Raw genomic sequence first — 20152 nt, 5'->3', positions numbered from 1 at the left:
AGGAAGCTGATGTTAAAAACTGCACGCAAGACGACGGCATTAAGTGAAATGGGGGTCTCACGTGACACACTTCACGAAATGTATGAACTGATGTTAATGGCAAGGCGCTTAGATGAGCGCATTTGGTTGCTTAATCGTTCCGGCAAATTACCATTTAATATTTCGGGTCAAGGTCAAGAGGGGGCGCAAATTGCGTCTGCCTTTGCCTTTGATCGTCAGATTGATTATACATTGCCCTATTACCGTGATTTAGCGGTCGTACTCGCCTTTGGTATGACGGCGCAAGAGGTGTTACTATCCGCCTTTGGTAAAGCCGAAGATCCAAACTCAGGTGGGCGACAAATGCCTGCACATTATGGGCATAAGGCACACCGCATCGTTTCGCAAAGTTCACCAGTAACAACACAATTTCCGCATGCAGCCGGAATTGCGTTAGCTGCCAAAATGTCAAATGACCCGATTGTGGCCTACACCTCGTGTGGCGAAGGCTCCTCAAACCAGGGTGATTTTCATGAGGGGATAAATTTTGCAAGTGTGCATGCCTTGCCGGTGGTATTTGTGATTGAAAACAATCAGTACGCGATTTCTGTGCCACAAGAATTACAGTATAAGGCCGCACAACTGTCTGATCGTGCGATTGGTTATGGTATTCCTGGTGAAACAGTTGATGGCAATGATTTTGCTGCTGTTTATTTAGCATTTCAACGGGCAGTGACACGGGCGCGAGCAGGTGAGGGGCCTACGTTGATAGAAACAGTCACCTACCGCTTCACCCCACATTCATCGGATGATGATGACCGTTCGTATCGGAGCCGTGAAGAAGTCGATGCTGCCCGTCTCGATGATCCATTAGCCCTTTTTGAGGCACAGTTGCTCGATGAAGGTCATAGTGATGCGGATACTTTAGCTGCCATTGCTGAGCGTGTGCGCTTGGAAATTCAAGCGGCAACGACGTATGCCGAAGAAGCCGCTGCGCCACAAATAGAAACACTTGGTTTACATGTTTACGATGAATCACAGGGAGGCGATTAAATGGCGGTTTTATCATATATCGAAGCGATTACGCTAGCAATGGATGAAGAAATGGCACGCGATGAGAATGTGTTTGTTATTGGTGAAGATGTCGGTCTAAAAGGCGGTGTGTTTAAGGCAACTGAAGGTTTGTATGCCCGTTATGGGGCGGAACGGGTCATCGATACGCCGTTGGCAGAATCGGCCATTGCCGGTGTAGGTATCGGCGCAGCGCTCTATGGCAAACGACCGGTGGCCGAGATGCAGTTTGCCGATTTTATTATGCCAGCCATCAATCAAATTATTTCAGAAGCGGCCCGTATGCGTTACCGCTCGAATAATGAGTGGACTGTTCCGATGGTTATCCGTGCGCCTTATGGTGGTGGTGTTCATGGCGGTTTGTATCATTCACAGTCAATTGAAAAAATCTTTATGGGGCAACCAGGATTGAAAATTGTGATGCCATCTTCACCAAGCGATGCTAAAGGGCTACTCAAGGCAGCGATTCGAGCTAATGATCCCGTTTTGTTTTTAGAGCATAAGCGTGCCTATCGTTTGTTAAAAGAAGAAGTGCCAGCAGGCGAACACTTGGTGCCAATTGGTCAAGCCAATGTTGTTCGTGAGGGCACCGATTTAACCGTTATCACATACGGCTTATGTGTGTCGCTAGCCAATGAGGCAGCTAAAACGTTAGCCGAAGACGGTATCTCAGTTCATCTGCTTGATTTGCGAACGATTTATCCGTTAGATGAAGCGAGTATTATCGCTGCCGCACAAAAAACCGGCAAGGTACTACTCATAACCGAAGACAACAAGCAAGGCAGTATTATTGGTGAAGTGGCTGCGATTGTGGCGGAACATTGTCTGTTTGACCTCGATGCTCCGATTGCACGCTTAGCAGGACCTGATTCACCGGCAATGCCCTTTTCGTCTTCGATTGAGAAAGCCTTTTTAGTGAACGGTGATCAAGTCGAAGCAGCAATGCGCGAATTAGCAACCTTTTAATGATAAACATAGGGGAGTGAAAACATGGCAATTGAAAACATCACAATGCCTCAATTAGGTGAGAGTGTTACCGAAGGTACATTAACGGCCTGGCTCGTACAACCGGGTGACCAAGTCAATGAGTATGATCCGATTGCAGAAGTGATTACCGATAAAGTGACAGCCGAAATACCCTCGTCATTTACAGGCGTCATTAAAGACTTAGTGGCCGCTATCGACGTGGCAGTGCCTATCAACGAGGTAATTTGTACGATTGAGACCGCACCAACAAGCAACAATGCAATGATGGAAAAACAACCGAACGTTGCAGAAAAACAACCGAACGTTGCAGAAAAACAACCGAACGTTGCAGAAAAACAACCGAACGTTGCTAAAATAAATCCGTTAGAGCGTGGCCGTTATTCACCAGTTGTACGCCGTCTCGCACATGAACGTGGTCTCGATTTAAGCCACTTAAGCGGTACTGGTAAGGGCGGCCGAATTACCCGCAAGGACGTATTGACAGCACCACCTCAGAAGGAAGTGGCACCAGCAAGTGGAGCTGAAGCAACCGTTGCACCACGTGTTGCGCCGACGCCACCACCGACGCAAGTTCATACGGCAGCGATATTATCAGGCGATAAAACAGTGCCGTTAACACCCGTTCGTAAGGCCATTGCTAAACACATGGTTGAAAGCGTCCAGCAAATTCCTCATGCGTGGGTGATGGTCGAAGTCGATGCTACTGCGCTCGTTGTGGCACGTAATCGCCTCAAAGATGAGTTCAAAGCCAAAGAAGGATTTAGTCTTAGTTATTTTGCTTTCTTTGTGAAGGCGGTGGCACAGGCGTTGAAAAAATACCCTGAGTTAAACAGTACGTGGACTGATGAAGCGATTATCCAACGCCAAGCGATTAACTTATCGATTGCGGTAGCAACGGATGACGCCTTGTTCGTACCTGTAATTCAACAGGCAGATGAGTTGAGTGTGAAAGGCATCGGTAAACAGATTAATACGTTGGCGCAAAAAGTACGGACAGGTAAGCTCAGTGCTAACGAAATGACTGGTGGGACGTTCACGGTTAACTCGACGGGATCATTCGGTTCAGTCCAGTCGATGGGCATCATCAATCATCCACAGGCCGCGATTTTACAAGTGGAGTCAATCGTTAAACGGCCGGTAGTGAAAGATGGCATGATTGCGATTCGGGACATGGTGAACCTCTGCCTCTCAATTGATCATCGTGTGTTAGATGGCCTCGTTGCGGGACGTTTTTTACAGGAGATAAAAACGAGCGTCGAAACAATTGATCCGTTAACGACGAACGTCTATTAATTAATAAAAAGCGTCTTTTACTGAAAAAGTCTCAAAAAACGGAATCGTTCTATTGACTTATTTCTTAATTTATCATAGGATAAATATATTAAACATAGAGATACCGTTGATTAAGAAAAGTAAAAGAGATCGTTTGGTTTCAGAGAGAAAAACCCGTGGCTGTAAGGTTTTTCACCAAACCCTGTTTGAAAGACACTTAGGAGGTTTTCATTCGAACGCTTGCCAGTAGAGTGAAACGTTATCAGGCGTTAACTGAGAGTGGAAAACACAGTGTGTTTTCAATTAGGGTGGTACCACGGGTGATAAGAAAACACTCGTCCCTTGTTCGTTAGAGCAGGGTGACGTTTGTTTTCTTTTTTTGTACTTAAAATTATAAAGGAGGTCATTGACCGATGAAAATTCAAATACCACGTGGAACAGTTGACATTATGCCAGGAGAAAGTGAAAAATGGCAGTACATCGAACAGGTGGCACAACAACTCTTTAAACGTGCGCGTTACAGTGAAATCCGCACACCTATTTTTGAACACACTGAGCTGTTTCAAAAAGGAGTCGGTGATACAACCGATATCGTCACTAAGGAAATGTATACCTTTAAAGACCGCAAAGACCGTTCAATGACGTTACGTCCTGAAGGAACAGCCTCAGTTGCGCGTGCCTATGTTGAACATAAATTGTTCGGACAGGTGAATCAACCAGCAAAATTGTTTTATTGTGGGCCAATGTTTCGCTATGAGCGTCCGCAAAAAGGACGTCAACGTCAGTTCGTACAATTAGGTGCTGAGGCAATTGGTGTTCAGGATCCAGCCATCGATGCTGAAATCATGGCACTTGCCTTATCCATCTATCAAGAATTAGGCTTGAAAGAAGTGAAATTGGTGATTAATTCACTGGGTGATAAAGACAGTCGTCTCGCACACCGTGAAGCGATGATTGCCCACTTTAAACCGACGATTCATGAATTTTGTTCGGATTGTCAAACACGTTTAGAAAAAAATCCACTGCGTATTTTAGACTGTAAAGTCGATCACGCACATCCGTTAATCGCATCTGCACCATCGATTATTTCATTCTTAAATGAAGAATCATTGGCTTATTACACAGCGGTTAAATGTCATTTAGATGCGTTGGAGATTGCCTATATCGAAGATCCAACGATGGTACGAGGATTGGATTACTACAACCACTCAACCTTTGAAATCATGAGTGAGGCAAAAGGTTTTGGCGCGATTACAACCCTTTGTGGGGGTGGGCGTTATAATGGTTTAGTTGAAGAACTAGGTGGGCCAGCCTCACCAGGTGTTGGCTTTGCCTTAAGTATTGAACGTTTACTGGCCGCACTTGCAGCCGAAGAGATTGTCTTGCCTTTTGAAAATACACTCGATGTTTTCGTTGTAGGTGTTGGCGAAGCGGTATCACCGGTGACACTGAAATTAACGATGGCCGCACGTCAAGCCGGCTTTACAGCGGAACGTGATTACTTATCGAAAAAAGTTAAAGGTCAATTTAAAACAGCTGACCGTGAAAATGCCCGTTTTGTTGTCGTTGTTGGTGAAGAGGAATTAGCAGAAGGCTTAATCAATATCAAAGACATGACTACCGGGACGCAAGAGAAAGTGGCAATGACTGATTTCATTGCAACATTACAAAGCAAACAAGCTGAAGGAGAGACAAACTAATGGATAAACGTACAACGTATTGCGGATTAGTAACAACTGACTTTGTTGGTCAAGAAGTCACTTTAAGTGGTTGGGTACAAAAACGTCGTGATTTAGGTGGCTTAATTTTTATCGATTTACGTGACCGTGAGGGTGCTGTTCAAATCGTCTTTAATCCTGACGAATCAAAAGAAGCGTTAGCGATTGCTGAAAATGTGCGTGGTGAATATGTCATTACCATCAAAGGTAAGGTCGTTGAACGCGCCGCAGCGCAAGTGAATACGAAGATTAAAACCGGTGCGGTTGAAGTGTTGGCTTCATCAATCGAAGTGTTGAATGCAGCTAAAACACCACCTTTTTACATTGAAGATGGCGTTGATGTCAGTGATGACCTCCGTTTAAAATACCGTTACTTGGACTTGCGTCGTCCGGAAATGTCAAATATTATTCGTAAACGTCATGATATTAAGCGCGCAGTGCGTAATACGTTAGATGATTTAGGCTTCTTAGACATCGAAACACCGATGTTGAATAAATCAACACCAGAAGGGGCACGTGATTATCTTGTACCAAGCCGTGTACATCCTGGTCATTTTTATGCGTTGCCACAGTCACCGCAATTGAACAAACAATTGTTAATGGCTGCTGGTTTCGATAAGTATTACCAAATTGTCCGTTGTTTCCGTGACGAAGATTTACGTGGTGATCGTCAACCTGAGTTTACTCAAATTGATATTGAGACAAGTTTCCAAAGTGCTGAAGAAATTCAAACAATGACAGAATCGTTGTTAAAAGCAGTCGTTAAAGAAGCTAAAGGGATCGATATCCCGACACCGTTTCCGCGCATGGAATACGATGAAGCAATGGCGCGTTACGGCAGCGACAAACCAGATGTTCGTTTTGGGTTAGAATTGGTCGATGTGGCTGATGTTGTGGCAGAGAGTGACTTTAAAGTGTTCACACAAGCGATTGAAATGGGCGGCCAAGTTAAGGCGATTAACATTGTCGGTGGTGGCGCAGCATATTCACGTAAACAAATCGATGCGATGGGTGAATTTGTGAAGATTTATGGCTCTAAAGGTCTTGCTTGGGTAAAAGTAGAAGAAGGGGAATTAAAAGGACCAATCGCTAAATTCTTCGATGCTACGAAACAAGCGGAGTTAATTGCTAAACTAGACGGTCATGTAGGTGATATGTTTGTCTTTGTCGCTGATAAAGCAAGTGTTGTAGCTGCATCATTAGGCGCATTACGTGGCAAAGTCGCGAAAGAAATGAACTTAATTAACGAAGATGAGTTAGCCTTCCTTTGGGTTGTGAACTGGCCATTGTTTGAATACGATGAAGAAGAAAACCGTTTTGTAGCAGCGCATCATCCGTTTACAATGCCAAACGAAGAAGATGTGGCATTGCTTGATACAAAACCAGAAGCTGTTTATGCGCAAGCCTATGATGTCGTTTTAAATGGTTATGAACTTGGTGGAGGATCGTTGCGTATTTATGACAGTGCCATCCAAGCAAAAATGTTCAAAGCGCTTGGTTTTACTGAAGAAGAAGCCCGTGCTCAATTTGGTTTCTTGATGGATGCCTTTGAATACGGTACACCGCCTCACGGTGGGATTGCCTTAGGACTTGACCGCGTGGTGATGTTATTGACAGGTCGTGATAACATTCGTGATACGATTGCCTTCCCGAAAACAGGTCGTGCAAGTGATCCGATGACACAGGCTCCTTCAGCTGTAAGTGCGAAACAATTGGCTGAGTTGCAGCTAGATATTACAGAAAAAGCAGAATAATAAAAAGTCCGCTGTGCATTTGATTTGCACAACGGACTTTTTTGTTTTTATCGGTTAGCTATCGCTTTTATTAGTCTAGCTCAATCAGCTAACTTCTGTGATATTTCATTAAAAAAGCAGCGACGGTAAATAGTCGCTACGCTTTTCCATTCCAATATCTTCGAAGTTGAACGAGCAGATATCGCTTTTATTAGTCTAGCTCAATCAACCAGAAGCTTTCATCTTTCAGAAAAATGATTGCGACGGTAAATAATCGCTCACATTTTTCTTCCAAGCTGTTTGCTTCTACCGGTTAGCTATCGCTTTTATTAGTCTAGCTCAATCAGCTAACAGCTAGTAAATTTCAAGCTCGCTTCTTGCATGGTAAATAATCGCAAGCACGACCTTTCCAATTTATACGCTGTTGAACGAGCAGATATCGCTTTTATTAGTCTAGCTCAATCAGCTAACAGCTAGTAAATTTCAAGCTCGCTTCTTGCGATGGTAAATAATCGCAAGCACGATCTTTCCAATTTATACGCTGTTGAACGAGCAGATATCGCTTTTATTTCTCCATTGGGATGCGTTTTACAGCAAGGAACATAATCACAATGGTAATCAGGATGTTGAACTCCGATAAGTAGGAGATTGAAATAGATGCTATATCAGTAATGAAGGTGAAAACCGTCATCAAGCTCCAACTGAAAGCTGAAATTTTTACAGCTGCCAAATAGGTGATGTTTTTACGACCAGATTTTCCAAGCAAGAAGGCAAACAAGCCGTAAAAGAAGACTTTAATCGTTGTCATCACGAGTAATAACACGAACATGAAGATGAAAATCATTGTGAGAACATAGGTGGCAGACTCTTTTGTCGAGTCGAGCATCTTAACTAAGTCAGCCTTGCTTTCCAAGTTGATCATTGAATAGGGAATCGTTTGAGAGGTTCCAAAATACTCAACGACAAGTCCTTCTTTGAAAAAGCCAACACCAATTTGTGTGACAGGAGTAAGTTGCGATAAACTGGATTCAGCGTTGTCATCAGAAGTGGCAAAGCCAAGAACACCTTGATTTAACGATTTCATAATGGTTTTGTCACTCGTTGCCTGTAAGGTGCCATCTTTGATGGTGAAATCGGGGAAATCATTTTTCACGACATCAGTGACATCAGCTAAGAGAGCAGTGGACTGTGTCGCTACTAAGTACGCCGTCGGAATAAAGGCGAGACAGGCAATTAAAATGATTTGTGCGATGAAGCCACCGGTTTTGACGGTGCGATAAGAGGCAATGTCATCGGGTGAGTAAATACTTTTAATAAAGCGTGTGAACAGTTTCATGTGTGTTGTGACCACCTATCCTTAAAATATATGATTTGCGCACATTGAGGTACGCTACTTACTGTTTATCATATCGAAGATAGTCGCTAATTGCAAAAAACTCCTGTTTAAAAAGAATAATTGTGAGAAACACCCCTTGTGTCTAGCATTATTATCGGATTTGTACTAAAATTAAGGAAGTACTTTTTTAACGGAAGGATTGTTTGATGTGAATGGTAAAAAAAGCCGGAGTAAGCGTAAGGTGCATATTCCTATACGATTAAATATTTTATTCTTTATTGTGTTCACCTTGTTTGCAATCCTAATCTTACGGTTAGGTTTTTTACAGATTGTCTATGGTGAAGATTATAAAAATGAAGTGGAACAAACGAATAGCACAACCGTAACGAAAAATGTCCCGCGTGGTGAAATATACGATCGTAATTTCAAGAAATTAGTCGCCAATAAACCTGAAAATACCATTACGTATACACGTTCATCAACAACCAAAACGGCGGAAATGATTGCGACTGCTAAAAAATTATCAACGATGATTACGGTTGATACCGATAATATTACCGAACGTGATTTGATTGATTACTGGATTATAAAACATCCGAAAGAAGCGAAAGCAAACACGAAAATCACTGATAAAGAAGCTGAAAAAATCGGAAACGCAGAGTATTATGCGAAACAGGTTGAGAGTGTTACGAAACCACAGTTGGCTGAATTGACAACCGAAGATAAAAATATCGCCTTTATTTACCGTCAATTTAATGCGGGCTATGCTTTGACACCAGTCAACGTTAAAAGTAAAGATGTTACCGATATTGAAATTGCTAAAGTAAGTGAAAACTTAAGTGAGCTACCAGGAGTAGACACCGCGAAAGATTGGGTGCGGTCATACCGCAGTGATACAACCTTACGCTCGATTTTAGGGTCGGTTACAAGTGAGAAACAAGGTTTGCCTGATGAGAGTCTACAAAGTTATTTGGCGCTTGGTTACGCTCGTAATGACCGAGTGGGTCAAAGTTATGTTGAACAACAATATGAAGCGTTGTTAAGAGGAGCCAAAGCAGAATATAGCAGTGAGACTGATTCGTCTGGCAATGTTATTTCAACGATTGAAGATTATGCTGGTAAAAAAGGGAGCGATGTCGTCTTAACGATTGATGCTGACTTGCAAGCAAAAACAGATAAAATCATTAAAGATACTCTTCGAATGGGGAAAACAACAGCTGGTTCAGTTTTTTTAGATCGGGCCTATGTCGTTATTACCAATCCGAAAACAGGTGAAATTTTAACACTTGCCGGTCAACAATATAAAAAAGGCAAGTTTGAAGATGACTCACTCGGAACCTTTACATCATCTTATGTTATGGGTTCGGCTATCAAAGGTGCAACAGTGATGGCCGGTTACACATATGGTAAAGAACCAGGCTATACTGAAATCGATGAGCCGATTGAGTTAAAAGGGACTGAGAAAAAAAGTTCATGGTTTAACCGGACAGGGTCAATCGCAATGAATGATATTTCAGCCTTGCGTCAATCATCCAACGTTTATATGATGAAAACAGCGCTCGATATTGCAGGCGCAACCTATGTCAAAGATGGATCGCTCGATATTCCAACGACAGCGTTTGATAAACTGCGCAAAGTCTATGCGGAGTTTGGATTAGGTACGACAACGGGGATTGATTTACCAGGTGAAGCAACCGGTATTATTGGAACCGAGACAGAACCAGGTAAATACCTCGATTTATCGTATGGCCAGTATGATGGTTATACACCGTTACAATTAAATCAATATGTGTCGACGATTGCTAATAATGGGTATCGAATTGCACCACATATTCTTGGGCAAGTGCGTGATGCTACCAATGAAGATGATGAAGTTGGTGCGTTACAAACGCAGGCAAACGCACGAATTTTAAATAAGATTGACTTGCCAAAAAACTACTTCGAACAAGTGCAAAAAGGTTTTTACGAGGTAATGAATAACACAGCTGGTGGAACAACTGGCGGAACAGGTGCATCCTACTTTGCCGGCTTGGACTACAAGGTGGCTGGTAAAACAGGAACAGCAGAATCATTTTATGCTGGACCTGACTGGGATTACACATCTGGTATTGCAGCTCCGGCTGTTTGGAACACAACCTTTGTTGGTTATGCACCATATGATGATCCAGAAATCGCTGTATCAGTAGCTGTGCCTTGGGCATACACGGGCGACAATGAGAACCATTTAAACATGATTATTGCTAAAGGTGTGTTTGATGCCTACTTTAACCTGCAAAAAGAGCGGGCTAAAAAGGCTGATGGGACTGACAATGCCTTGAAAATAACAAAAGAAGACAACTAGAAAAAGCACTGAACCACACAAGTTGTGTGGCTCAGTGCTTTTTTTTAGTTTTGACCGGTAATTGTTTTAGCAATATCATCAAGGTTCATTGTTTTTTTGATCGTGTAAGTGCCGTTACGGATGAATTTTTCATAACCGTTATTACGCATAAACTCAGTGAAATAATCAGCATCGCTAATCATATCGTACTCAGCCAGCTTTTTAGCAACGTCGGAGGCAGGTTCGCCTTCGCCGATTGAAATAGATACACTGTCTTTGTTTTTGTTAGAATCACTTTTTTTCTTAGCATTAGCAGCTGTTTCGGTCTTTTTGGCAGCCTTTTCTTCAGCTGCTTGTTCACTTGCTAATTTAGCTGTTTCAGTTTCAGCCAATAAATCCTCGTATTTCTTTTTCCAGTCAGCTTGTTCGTTTGAGGGGGTAGTTGAAGTGGTGGTTTCAGCAACCTTCACTGCTTTTTTTGAGGTTGCTTCTGAGTCAGTGCCAAACAACTTAAACGATAGAACAAGGATGGCTGCAATCAGAAAACCGATTCCTAACCAGCGATAGGCTTCTCTAGACATATTTGTCCTCCTTGGTTATACATTTTGAACATAATCATGAATGATTTTTTCGACTTTATCAAGCGGTGTAGCTGTTTTGATGGCGATGTTTTCTGGCGTGAGGCCAGTTGTGTATAGCACTGTGATTTCTTGTTTTAATAACTCGTTAAGATTGATTTGTTCGGTAGCAAAGTTATGGTTCGACTGTGATGAATCAATCTGTAAAACATCTTCAATCCGATTAATACGTTCACGTAATGCACTGTTTTCTTTTAAAAGATGAACAGAACGTTCGTCAACTTCTTTTTCTAAGGCAGCAGTATCGCTTTTTTTCATAAAAGAAAGAACGAGTGATACGATTGCGAGAACGAGTAAAATGATGATTAGTATAAGACTCATGTGTAGAATGACACCTCTTTTCACCTATGTTTTAGTTTTTTTTGTTAATTCTAGTTTAATTATATCGCATATCGGTAATACTGTCATATATTCATTTTTTTTAAAGATTTACTGAAAATAAGAGGAACTGTGCGTTATCGACTTGACAATAGGGTGAAATAAATGATATTATGAAACCATTCTTGTGCTGAATTAATCAGACAATAGGGAGGGAAAATCATGCGCGTAAATATTACATTAAAATGTACTGAATGTGGCGAACAAAACTACATTTCTACAAAAAACAAACGTACTAATCCGGAACGTGTTGAATTAAAAAAATATTGTCCACGTGACAAAGCTTCAACAGTACACCGTGAAACAAAATAATAACACCTGGGACAAAGTCAATTTGATTTTGTCTTTTTTTATACTGTTTTTTAAAAAAGGGGGTTACCCAGCATGACGAAACAAAGGTTACGTCAAAGGATTTTGTCTAAGTTAGCAACGATGGCACCGAATAGACGCTTATTAAAAGAGCAGCAACTGTATCAGCAATTGTTTTCTAGTCCCAACTGGCAGAAGGCGACAACAATCGGCATCACAATGAGTAAAGCACCTGAAATAGCGACACAGCCAATCATTGAACAAGCCTGGGCAGAACAAAAACGTGTTGTCATCCCTAGAACACAGTCTAACGAACGTTTGCTTTTATTTTGTAACTATACCAAGTCGACACCGACACAGTCTCTAAGGGGCATTGAGGAGCCGTTACCGACAGCGGCTGTGATTGACGCAGCAACGATTGATTTACTAATTGTCCCTGGGGTTGCGTTTAATACGGCAGGCTATCGCATTGGTTTTGGAGGTGGTTACTATGATCGTTTGTTGGGCATCTATCGAGGGACGACCATCTCACTGGCCTTTAGTGAACAGCTTGTGACTGAACTTCCTGTTGAGGCACATGACCTGCCAGTCCAAACTGTGCTTGTTGCTGAGTAATACGACAGCTGAAACTAACAAAAAAAGAAGGTGATCAGACTATGAAGGTAACCATTAAAGACATTGCCCGTGAAGCCGATGTCTCGATTACAACGGTTTCTTTAATCATCAATCAAAAAGGACAGCGTTTTAGTACAGACACACATGCGAAGGTGAATGAGGCCATTGTAAAATTAAATTATCAACCACATTATTTCGCCAAAAATTTAAATAAAACAAAGAGTAAAACGATTGGGTTTATCGTGTCGGAAATTACCAATCCTTTTTTTGCGGAATTAGCAAAGGTGATAGAGGATATTTTGGTGGAGCAAGGGTATTTGGTGCTGCTCTGTAACTCATCATCGGATCTGGCCCGTGAAGAGCGTTATGTTGATGAAATGTTATATCGCTTCGTCGATGGCGTTTTTTTTAGCCGGAACAGTATCGGATAATAAACATTTGCTTAGCAAACTGGCGAGTCGTCGTGTGCCCTATTTATTGTTGGATCGTCCGAGTGACTACAGCGATACAAATGGTGTCTTTATTGACGATTTTGCCGGTGGTATGACAGCAACTGAACACTTATTACAAAAGGGGCATACGGCCATTGGTTGTATTACCACGAAACCGCAGTTCAGTAATATTTACCAACGCTCACAGGGGTATTTGGCTGCGATGAAAGCAATCAAACAGGCCCCATTGTTAGAAGAAGCCGGTTTTGTTAATGAACAAAGTGGTTATTTGGCTGCACAAGCGCTGATCAACAAAGGTGTGAGCGCCATCTTTGCCTGTAATGACCTGATGGCGTTTGGGGTGTATAAAGCGGCTGAAGAAGCGGGGTTAAGCGTGCCAGCTGATCTTTCAGTCATCGGTTTTGATGACATTAATTTGGCACACTTCATGTCGCCACCGTTAACGACAATTACCCAGCCAACCCAGCGTATCGGAGCGATTGCCGCTCGTCACATGCTCGCCTTAATTGAAACTGAAACGGTGGAAATTGCAACCACCATTTTACCGATTTCGTTAAAGGAACGTGAAAGCGTAAAAACGAAAGAAAAAAGGTAATTAAGGGCACAAACGGTAGCGTCAACTCGTCATTTGGTGTTCGAGTTGGCTGTTAACGCTTTATTTTTTATTTGTGATTGACAACGTAAAACGTTTTACTATATACTAGAGCAGAAATGAAAACGCTTTCTTGAAGATGGAGGGACGAAGATGACAAAAATAACAGTAGTTGGAAGTTTATCGATGGATTTGGTCGTGAGTGCGTCTAAACGCCCACTAGCAGGTGAAACAGTGATTGGAACGAATCTTTCCTTGTTTCCAGGCGGAAAAGGGGCTAATCAAGCTGTGGCGGCCGCACGTCTAGGAGCGGATGTAACGATGGTCGGCTGTGTTGGAGACGATGCCTATGGTGAAATGATTGTGGCAAATTTAGCGTCACAACAGGTTGATACGTCATTAGTAAAACGTTTTACTAATCAGACGAGTGGGACGGCACACATTACCGTTGCAGAAGGCGATAACAGTATTATCGTCATTAAGGGTGCTAATGACTGTGTCTCTGCTAGTTTAATTGAAGAAGCACGAGCAACGATAGCGGCCTCAGATATTGTGTTGACACAATATGAGATTCCGTTACCGATGATTGCCTATTTAGCAGATGTCTGTGAGAGCGAGGGTACACCATTACTCGTGAATCCCGCACCAGCGGCAACGGTCGCGCCTGAAACCTTAGCGAAATTCAGTTACTTAACACCGAATGAATCGGAAGCAGCTCTTATTTTTGGTCAACAATCACGGGCCGATAGCTTTGGGGCGTTTCCAGGTGAGTTGTTAATTACGTTAGGTGCAGACGGTGTGTGTTTCAAAGAAACGACCGTTCCAGCTTTTAAAGTGGCTGTAACAGATACGACAGGGGCAGGCGACACGTTTAATGGCGCCTTTGCTGTTGGTCTCGCTGAAGGGCAATCGCTCGCTGAAGCTGTTCGTTTCGGCAATGCGGCAGCGGCACTCTCAGTCCAAAAATTAGGGGCACAATCAGGTATGCCAACACGTGCTGCTGTTGAGGAGTTGTTGGCAAAATGAAACGATACGGACCGTTAAATAGTGACATGAGTAAAACGCTGGCTGATATCGGACATACCGATACCATCGCAATCGGTGATTGTGGTTTACCGATTCCCACAGAAGTCAAAAAAATCGACTTGGCGATTGAACAAGGAGTTCCGCGTTTTATGACGGTTTTGAAAAATGTCGCTGAGCATCTCGTCATCGAGAAAGTGACGATTGCGACCGAAATAATCACGCAAAATCCTGACGTTTATGCAGCGATTCAGGCATTATTTGGTGAAGCGATACCGATTGTCACTGTTAGTCATGAACAATTAAAGGCCGCACTCCCTGAAACAAAGGCAGTCATTCGCACCGGTGAAGCAACCCCGTATGCGAATATCATCTTACATGCAGGCGTTAACTTTTAATGTCTACTCGTAGAGGAGGTTCGAAGAATGAAGATTACAATGACAAATATTCATAAAGCATTCGGCAAAAACGAGGTGCTAAAAGGTGTTGATTTCGAGCTGTTAGATGGAGAAATACATGCGCTCATGGGTGAGAATGGCGCAGGTAAATCGACGTTGATGAATATTTTAACCGGCTTACATCAACTTGATCAAGGAGACATTAAGGTTGACGGCAAACCAAAAAACTATAAAAATCCGCAAGAAGCCGAAACTGACGGCATCGCCTTTATTCATCAAGAGTTAAATATCTTCCCTAACTTAACCTTGTTAGAGAACCTGTTTATTGGCAAACAGCTGAGTAAGTTTGGCGTGTTGCAAACGAAGAAAATGCAACAGTTGGCAGAGGCGAAATGTGCTGAAATCGGGATTAAATTGCCGCTCTATAAAGAAGCTGGCGACTGCTCTGTAGGGCAACAACAGATGGCAGAAATCATGAAAAGTTTAATGACTGAGGCAAAGGTCATCATTATGGATGAACCAACGGCTGCTTTGACAGAAGCAGAGACCGAACATTTATTCCGCGTGATGCAGCAACTGCGGGCACGTGGCGTATCAATCGTCTACATTTCCCATCGAATGGAAGAAATCTTTCAACTGTGTGATCGGATTACAATTATGCGAGACGGTATTTCTGTTAGCACGGAGGCGATTGCTGCGACGTCATTTGATACGGTGGTCAAGCAAATGGTCGGTCGTGAATTGACCGAACGTTTTCCGCAACGAACACTGCATCGAGGTGAGCGCATTCTCGAAGTGAAAAACCTCACGAAAAAAGGTGTATTCAACAACATCTCACTGACGGTCGACAGTGGTGAAATTGTCGGTGTGGCTGGTTTAATGGGAGCGGGTCGCACCGAAATTATGCGTGCCTTGTTCGCAATGGATCGTTACGATAGCGGTGAGGTCATCATTAAGGGCGAACGTAAAAAATTACGAGGGCCAAAAGAAGCGATAAAAGCGGGAATGGGTTTTATTACCGAAAATCGTAAGGATGAAGGGTTGATTCTTGATTTTTCGATTAATGATAACATTGCCCTTGCCAGTATTGCGGATTTTTCGCCACATGGTGTGATGCTCGAAAAAGACGAGCGCACCTTTACCGGGATGTTGGCGAAGCGACTTGCTATCAAAATGGCCTCGCTTGATTTAGCGGTAGGATCACTTTCTGGTGGGAATCAACAAAAGGTTGTTATTGCCAAATGGATAGGGATTGGACCGCAACTTTTAATTATGGATGAACCGACCCGTGGTGTCGATATTGGCGCCAAACGTGAAATTTATCAGTTGATGAACGAGCTGACGGATCGAGGTGTCGGCATTATCATGGTGTCATCAGAGCTTCCTGAGGTGTTAGGTATGAGCGACCGTATTGTCGTTATTCACGAGGGCAGGCTTACGGGTGAGCTCAGTCGAGCAGAAGCAACGCAAGAAAAAATAATGACATTAGCAACAGGGGGGAACTAAAGATGAGCATCAAACGTTTTGGAGAAAAACTAGTACCATTTATCGGCTTGATTTTACTCGTGGCGATTGTTGCCATTATGAATCCAGCCTTCTTAGAACCATTGAACTTACTGAACTTATTACGTCAAGTGTCGATTAATGCATTGATTGCCTTCGGGATGACCTTTGTTATTTTAACCGGTGGTATTGATCTATCGGTCGGTTCGATTTTGGCACTTTCTAGCGCCTTTATGGCTGGTATTATTGTGAGTGGTGTCGATCCAATTATCGCGATTGTGTTAGCCTGTGTTATCGGTGCTGTACTCGGTGCTGTTAACGGCTTATTGATTACAGTTGGGAAAATGGCACCGTTTATTGCAACCTTAGCAACGATGACTATTTTTAGGGGGTTGACCCTCGTCTACACAGATGGAAATCCGATTACTGGTCTAAGTGACAACTTCCTCTTTCAAGCGTTTGGTCGTGGCTACTTATTCGGTATCCCCGTACCTGCCATTACGATGATTGTTACCTTCATTATCCTTTGGTTTATTTTGAATAAAACCGCGTTCGGCCGCCAAACGTATGCCTTAGGTGGCAATGAAAAAGCGGCAATTATTTCTGGCATTAACACGAGCAAAGTGAAAATTATGATTTATGCGTTAACAGGTTTGTTAGCCGCATTGGCGGGGGCGATTTTAGCATCACGCCTTGATTCAGCACAACCAACAGCGGGACAATCGTATGAACTTGATGCGATTGCAGCTGTTGTGTTAGGAGGTACGAGCTTAGCCGGTGGTAAAGGTCGGATTATCGGCACCTTAATCGGTGTGCTTATAATTGGGACATTAAATAACGGGCTTAATCTACTCGGCGTGTCTAGTTTTTATCAGATGGTCGTTAAAGGTGTCGTTATCGTAATTGCCGTCTTAATTGATCGAAAAAAAAGTAAAGCATAGGGGTGAATAGTAATGAAAAAAATCAGTATCTTGCTCATTGCAACGTTAGTCATTCTCAGCGGCTGTTCCTTAGAAGCACCTGGTTGGGCTAAAAAAGAACGGCAGATGGATGCCAAAAACATTACCATCGGGGTCTCGATTTCAACCTTAAATAATCCATTCTTTGTTTCCGTTAAAGAGGGCATCGAAACAGCAGCAAAAGCGGCTGGAATCACTGTTAAGATTGCAGATGCGCAAAATGATTCGTCGAAACAAAGCAATGACGTCGATGATTTAATTCAACAAGATGTCGATATGCTCTTAGTTAATCCAGTTGACTCAGCCGCAATATCAGCCGCTGTTAAAACGGCCAATGATGCTGATATCCCTGTGATAGCGATTGACCGTTCAGCTGATAAAGGTAAGGTTGAAACACTCGTCGCTTCAGATAACCGCGAAGGTGGTAAAATGGCGGCAGACTTTATCATTGCCCAACTCGGCCAACAAGCCAAGGTGGCAGAACTTGAAGGCACACCAGGTGCTTCTGCAACCCGCGAACGAGGCGAAGGCTTTCATAGTGTTGCCGACACGAAGCTGGCCGTAGTCGAAAAACAATCAGCCGATTTTGATCGCACAAAGGGCTTAAATGTCGCCGAAAATGTGTTGCAAGCGAATGCAAGCATTACTGCCATCTTTGCCCAAAATGATGAAATGGCGCTTGGTGCTGTTGAAGCAGCGAAAGCAGCCGGCAAAGATATTTTAATCGTCGGTTTTGATGGCAATGACGATGGACTCAAGGCGGTTAAAGAAGGTAAAATGGCCGCGACGATTGCTCAACAACCAGAATTGATTGGGCAAAAAGCAGTGGAAGCTGTCACAGCAATCGCGGACGGTAAAACATTAGCAAAAACAATTTCAGTTGATTTGAAGTTAGTTACTTCTAAAAAATAAGAAAGGCTACACCCTTACTAAAACTCACTTTTGATTGTTGAAAGTGAGTTTTTTTGATTTTTCCTGTTGACAAGGATAGCATAAAACGGTAAGATGAATTTCGAATCCTCATCAATTTACTCGGGATAAAAACAAGGAGTGTGAATCATGACTATTACATTAACCATTATTAACTTAGTTATTGCAGCCATTATTATTAGTCTGTTTATCGTGATGCAAAAACGTAAAGTGTCTTTTTCTAAGCGTGTCTTAACAGCCTTAGCAGTTGGGGTCGTTGCCGGTTTAGCAATGCAATTTATTTATGGATCGGCCGACGAAATTACAACGATGACAACCGACTGGTTAGGTCTTATCGGGAACAGTTACATTAAATTTTTACAAATGGTAGCAATACCTCTTATTTTTGTATCGATTGTAGCAGCGTTCACGCGTTTACAATTGAAAGCGAATGTTGCTAAAATCGGCTCAACCATCATTGTGGTGCTTGTCGTTTCAGCAGCGATTGCCGCGGCAGTTGGGATTGGCGCTGCTTTACTGTTCAATCTCGATGCTAACAGCATTACCCAAGGGGCATCAGAGATTGCCCGTGCGCAAGAAATTCAAGACAAGGCAGCCACAATTGATTTGACATTACCACAAAAAATTGTTGAGTTTATTCCAAGTAATGTGTTCTTAGACTTTACTGGTGCTCGTGCCACGTCGACACTAGGGGTTGTTGTTTTTGCTTTGTTTGTAGGGATTGCTTACACAAGCGTCAAAAACAAACAGGTGAAAGAAGCTGCTTTTTTTGCGAACTTAATTGATGCCTTTTATGCCATCATCGTCCGCATCGTTCGAATGATTATTCAATTAACGCCTTATGGGGTGTTTGCCATTATTGCTAATACAACAGCAACAAGTGATTTAGCAGCGATTGGAAAACTGGGGACGTTCGTTATTGCTTCGTATGCAGCGATTATTGTGATGTTCATCATCCACTTGGTCATTTTAGCCTTTGCGGGTATGAGTCCTAAAGCCTACCTTAAACAAGCGATGCCAGTGTTAACGTTTGCCTTTACCTCACGTACGAGTGCGGGTGCCTTACCGTTGAACATTCAAGCTCAAGAACGGATGGGTGTTCCGAGTGGGATTGCGAACTTCGCCGCGTCGTTCGGTCTATCGATTGGGCAAAACGGTTGTGCTGGTATTTATCCAGCGATGTTAGCGATTATGATTGCGGTCTCAACTGGAACAGATGTCACTTCATTTAGCTTCATCGCAACGGTAATTGCCGTTGTGGCAATTAGTTCATTTGGTGTGGCAGGTGTTGGTGGTGGTGCAACATTTGCGGCAATCATCGTCTTATCTGCGTTAAACTTACCTGTTGGTCTTGCCGGTGTGTTAATCTCAGTCGAACCATTAATCGACATGGGACGTACTGCCTTAAACGTCAGCGATTCAATGGTGGCTGGTGTTGTCACAAGTAAGGTTGATGGTAGCTTTGATAAAGAAGCTGCAGATAAACCAACAGCGACAGTTAGCGCCTCATAAGATAGCCTGACAGTCTGAGTCTCTTAAACATGAGAGACTCAGGTTGAGACTGAAGATAAACGCTGTACTAGGTCGTTACGACTTGCTCGCTCGGGATTACGTACTATCGGTACGCGCACCGTCACTCGCTCGTCGTGCCTACTAGAACGAGAGGATATAACACCGTTTCTTTTCAGTCAAGTCATTTTGTAGCCAAAGTCACTGTAATAGCATTACAAAGAAAATGAAGTCTGTTTAGACTTTGTCTATAATCTGAACCTGAGTCTCTCAAACATGAGAGACTCAGGTTTTTTTTGGCTCTATGTCAAATAGTGTTGTTATTCAAAAGTTAGTAAAACAAGTCATTTTTGCAGCTACCTTTTTTGGTAGCTGCTTTTTTTTGTAGTCATTCCTAATGTGAAGGACGCTTTCTGCGGGTGACGCTTCA

At 42.9% G+C, this 20152-nt stretch carries 19 protein-coding genes and 1 other annotated feature; of the genes, 16 read left to right on the top strand and 3 right to left on the bottom strand.

Features of this window, described 5'->3' with window-relative positions:
* Positions 1-9: 9 nt before the first annotated feature.
* From BCAMP_RS02095 to aspS, 5 genes are all read left to right on the top strand, one after another.
* Complete coding sequence (locus BCAMP_RS02095; protein WP_035313291.1) at positions 10-1032, top strand: thiamine pyrophosphate-dependent dehydrogenase E1 component subunit alpha; 1023 nt, start codon at positions 10-12, stop codon at positions 1030-1032.
* Positions 1033-2016 carry an alpha-ketoacid dehydrogenase subunit beta gene (locus tag BCAMP_RS02090; protein ID WP_035313289.1) on the top strand — a complete coding sequence of 328 codons (984 nt, stop codon included), beginning with the start codon at positions 1033-1035 and terminating at the stop codon, positions 2014-2016.
* A 24-nt stretch (positions 2017-2040) separates the two neighbouring features.
* On the top strand, positions 2041-3330 hold the full coding sequence (locus tag BCAMP_RS02085; RefSeq protein WP_035313287.1) for a dihydrolipoamide acetyltransferase family protein: 1290 nt from the start codon (positions 2041-2043) through the stop codon (positions 3328-3330).
* Between the two features lie 97 nt (positions 3331-3427).
* Positions 3428-3655, top strand: a binding site (T-box leader).
* Positions 3656-3722: 67 nt separating this feature from the next.
* Positions 3723-5009 carry a histidine--tRNA ligase gene (gene hisS / locus BCAMP_RS02080; RefSeq protein ID WP_035313285.1) on the top strand — a complete coding sequence of 429 codons (1287 nt, stop codon included), beginning with the start codon at positions 3723-3725 and terminating at the stop codon, positions 5007-5009.
* A complete protein-coding gene (aspS, locus tag BCAMP_RS02075; RefSeq protein ID WP_035313283.1) occupies positions 5009-6781 on the top strand; it encodes an aspartate--tRNA ligase in 1773 nt (590 codons plus the stop codon). The genes hisS and aspS overlap by 1 nt, the downstream gene beginning before the upstream one ends.
* A 544-nt stretch (positions 6782-7325) precedes the next feature.
* Here aspS and BCAMP_RS12355 read toward each other — a convergent pair.
* The gene (locus tag BCAMP_RS12355; protein ID WP_051456806.1) at positions 7326-8096 is read right to left on the bottom strand and encodes a DUF1189 domain-containing protein; all 771 of its coding nucleotides are present in this window, start codon (positions 8094-8096) and stop codon (positions 7326-7328) included.
* A gap of 208 nt (positions 8097-8304) precedes the next feature.
* Here BCAMP_RS12355 and BCAMP_RS02065 point away from each other — a divergent pair, with 208 nt between their 5' ends.
* Complete coding sequence (locus tag BCAMP_RS02065; RefSeq protein WP_232217891.1) at positions 8305-10437, top strand: peptidoglycan D,D-transpeptidase FtsI family protein; 2133 nt, start codon at positions 8305-8307, stop codon at positions 10435-10437.
* Between the two features lie 44 nt (positions 10438-10481).
* On the opposite strand, the gene BCAMP_RS02060 is transcribed toward BCAMP_RS02065, so the two are convergent.
* Both BCAMP_RS02060 and BCAMP_RS02055 read right to left on the bottom strand, forming a co-directional pair.
* Entirely contained in the window at positions 10482-10997 is a 516-nt protein-coding gene (locus tag BCAMP_RS02060; RefSeq protein ID WP_035313281.1) for an endolytic transglycosylase MltG, read from the bottom strand.
* Between the two features lie 15 nt (positions 10998-11012).
* Positions 11013-11375: a hypothetical protein gene (locus tag BCAMP_RS02055; protein WP_035313276.1), complete on the bottom strand. Its 363-nt coding sequence runs from the start codon at positions 11373-11375 to the stop codon at positions 11013-11015.
* 219 nt (positions 11376-11594) lie between these two features.
* On the opposite strand from BCAMP_RS02055, the gene rpmG reads away from it, so the two are divergent.
* The 10 genes from rpmG (at position 11595) to BCAMP_RS02010 (ending at position 19725) form a co-directional block, all read left to right on the top strand.
* A complete protein-coding gene (gene rpmG / locus BCAMP_RS02050) occupies positions 11595-11744 on the top strand; it encodes a 50S ribosomal protein L33 (RefSeq protein ID WP_035313274.1) in 150 nt (49 codons plus the stop codon).
* A gap of 72 nt (positions 11745-11816) precedes the next feature.
* Entirely contained in the window at positions 11817-12356 is a 540-nt protein-coding gene (locus BCAMP_RS02045; RefSeq protein WP_035313272.1) for a 5-formyltetrahydrofolate cyclo-ligase, read from the top strand.
* Between the two features lie 41 nt (positions 12357-12397).
* Positions 12398-12787: a LacI family DNA-binding transcriptional regulator gene (locus BCAMP_RS14230; protein WP_232217890.1), complete on the top strand. Its 390-nt coding sequence runs from the start codon at positions 12398-12400 to the stop codon at positions 12785-12787.
* Positions 12729-13403: a LacI family DNA-binding transcriptional regulator gene (locus BCAMP_RS02040; RefSeq protein ID WP_232217889.1), complete on the top strand. Its 675-nt coding sequence runs from the start codon at positions 12729-12731 to the stop codon at positions 13401-13403. The genes BCAMP_RS14230 and BCAMP_RS02040 overlap by 59 nt, the downstream gene beginning before the upstream one ends.
* Positions 13404-13553: 150 nt before the next feature.
* Positions 13554-14426: a ribokinase gene (gene rbsK / locus BCAMP_RS02035; RefSeq protein WP_035313270.1), complete on the top strand. Its 873-nt coding sequence runs from the start codon at positions 13554-13556 to the stop codon at positions 14424-14426.
* The gene (gene rbsD, locus BCAMP_RS02030; RefSeq protein WP_035313269.1) at positions 14423-14821 is read left to right on the top strand and encodes a D-ribose pyranase; all 399 of its coding nucleotides are present in this window, start codon (positions 14423-14425) and stop codon (positions 14819-14821) included. The genes rbsK and rbsD overlap by 4 nt, the downstream gene beginning before the upstream one ends.
* A gap of 27 nt (positions 14822-14848) precedes the next feature.
* Positions 14849-16327, top strand: coding sequence for a sugar ABC transporter ATP-binding protein (locus BCAMP_RS02025; protein ID WP_035313267.1), 1479 nt, complete (start codon positions 14849-14851; stop codon positions 16325-16327).
* 2 nt (positions 16328-16329) lie between these two features.
* Positions 16330-17265 carry an ABC transporter permease subunit gene (locus BCAMP_RS02020; protein ID WP_035313266.1) on the top strand — a complete coding sequence of 312 codons (936 nt, stop codon included), beginning with the start codon at positions 16330-16332 and terminating at the stop codon, positions 17263-17265.
* Between the two features lie 12 nt (positions 17266-17277).
* Entirely contained in the window at positions 17278-18195 is a 918-nt protein-coding gene (locus BCAMP_RS02015; protein WP_035313265.1) for a D-ribose ABC transporter substrate-binding protein, read from the top strand.
* 147 nt (positions 18196-18342) lie between these two features.
* Positions 18343-19725, top strand: a complete 1383-nt coding sequence (locus BCAMP_RS02010) for an L-cystine transporter (protein WP_035313264.1) — start codon at positions 18343-18345, stop codon at positions 19723-19725.
* Positions 19726-20152: the final 427 nt, after the last annotated feature.

This window comes from Brochothrix campestris FSL F6-1037 (genome assembly GCF_000525915.1).
Lineage (GTDB): Bacteria > Bacillota > Bacilli > Lactobacillales > Listeriaceae > Brochothrix > Brochothrix campestris.
This window is presented reverse-complemented; position numbering and strand designations above follow the sequence as displayed.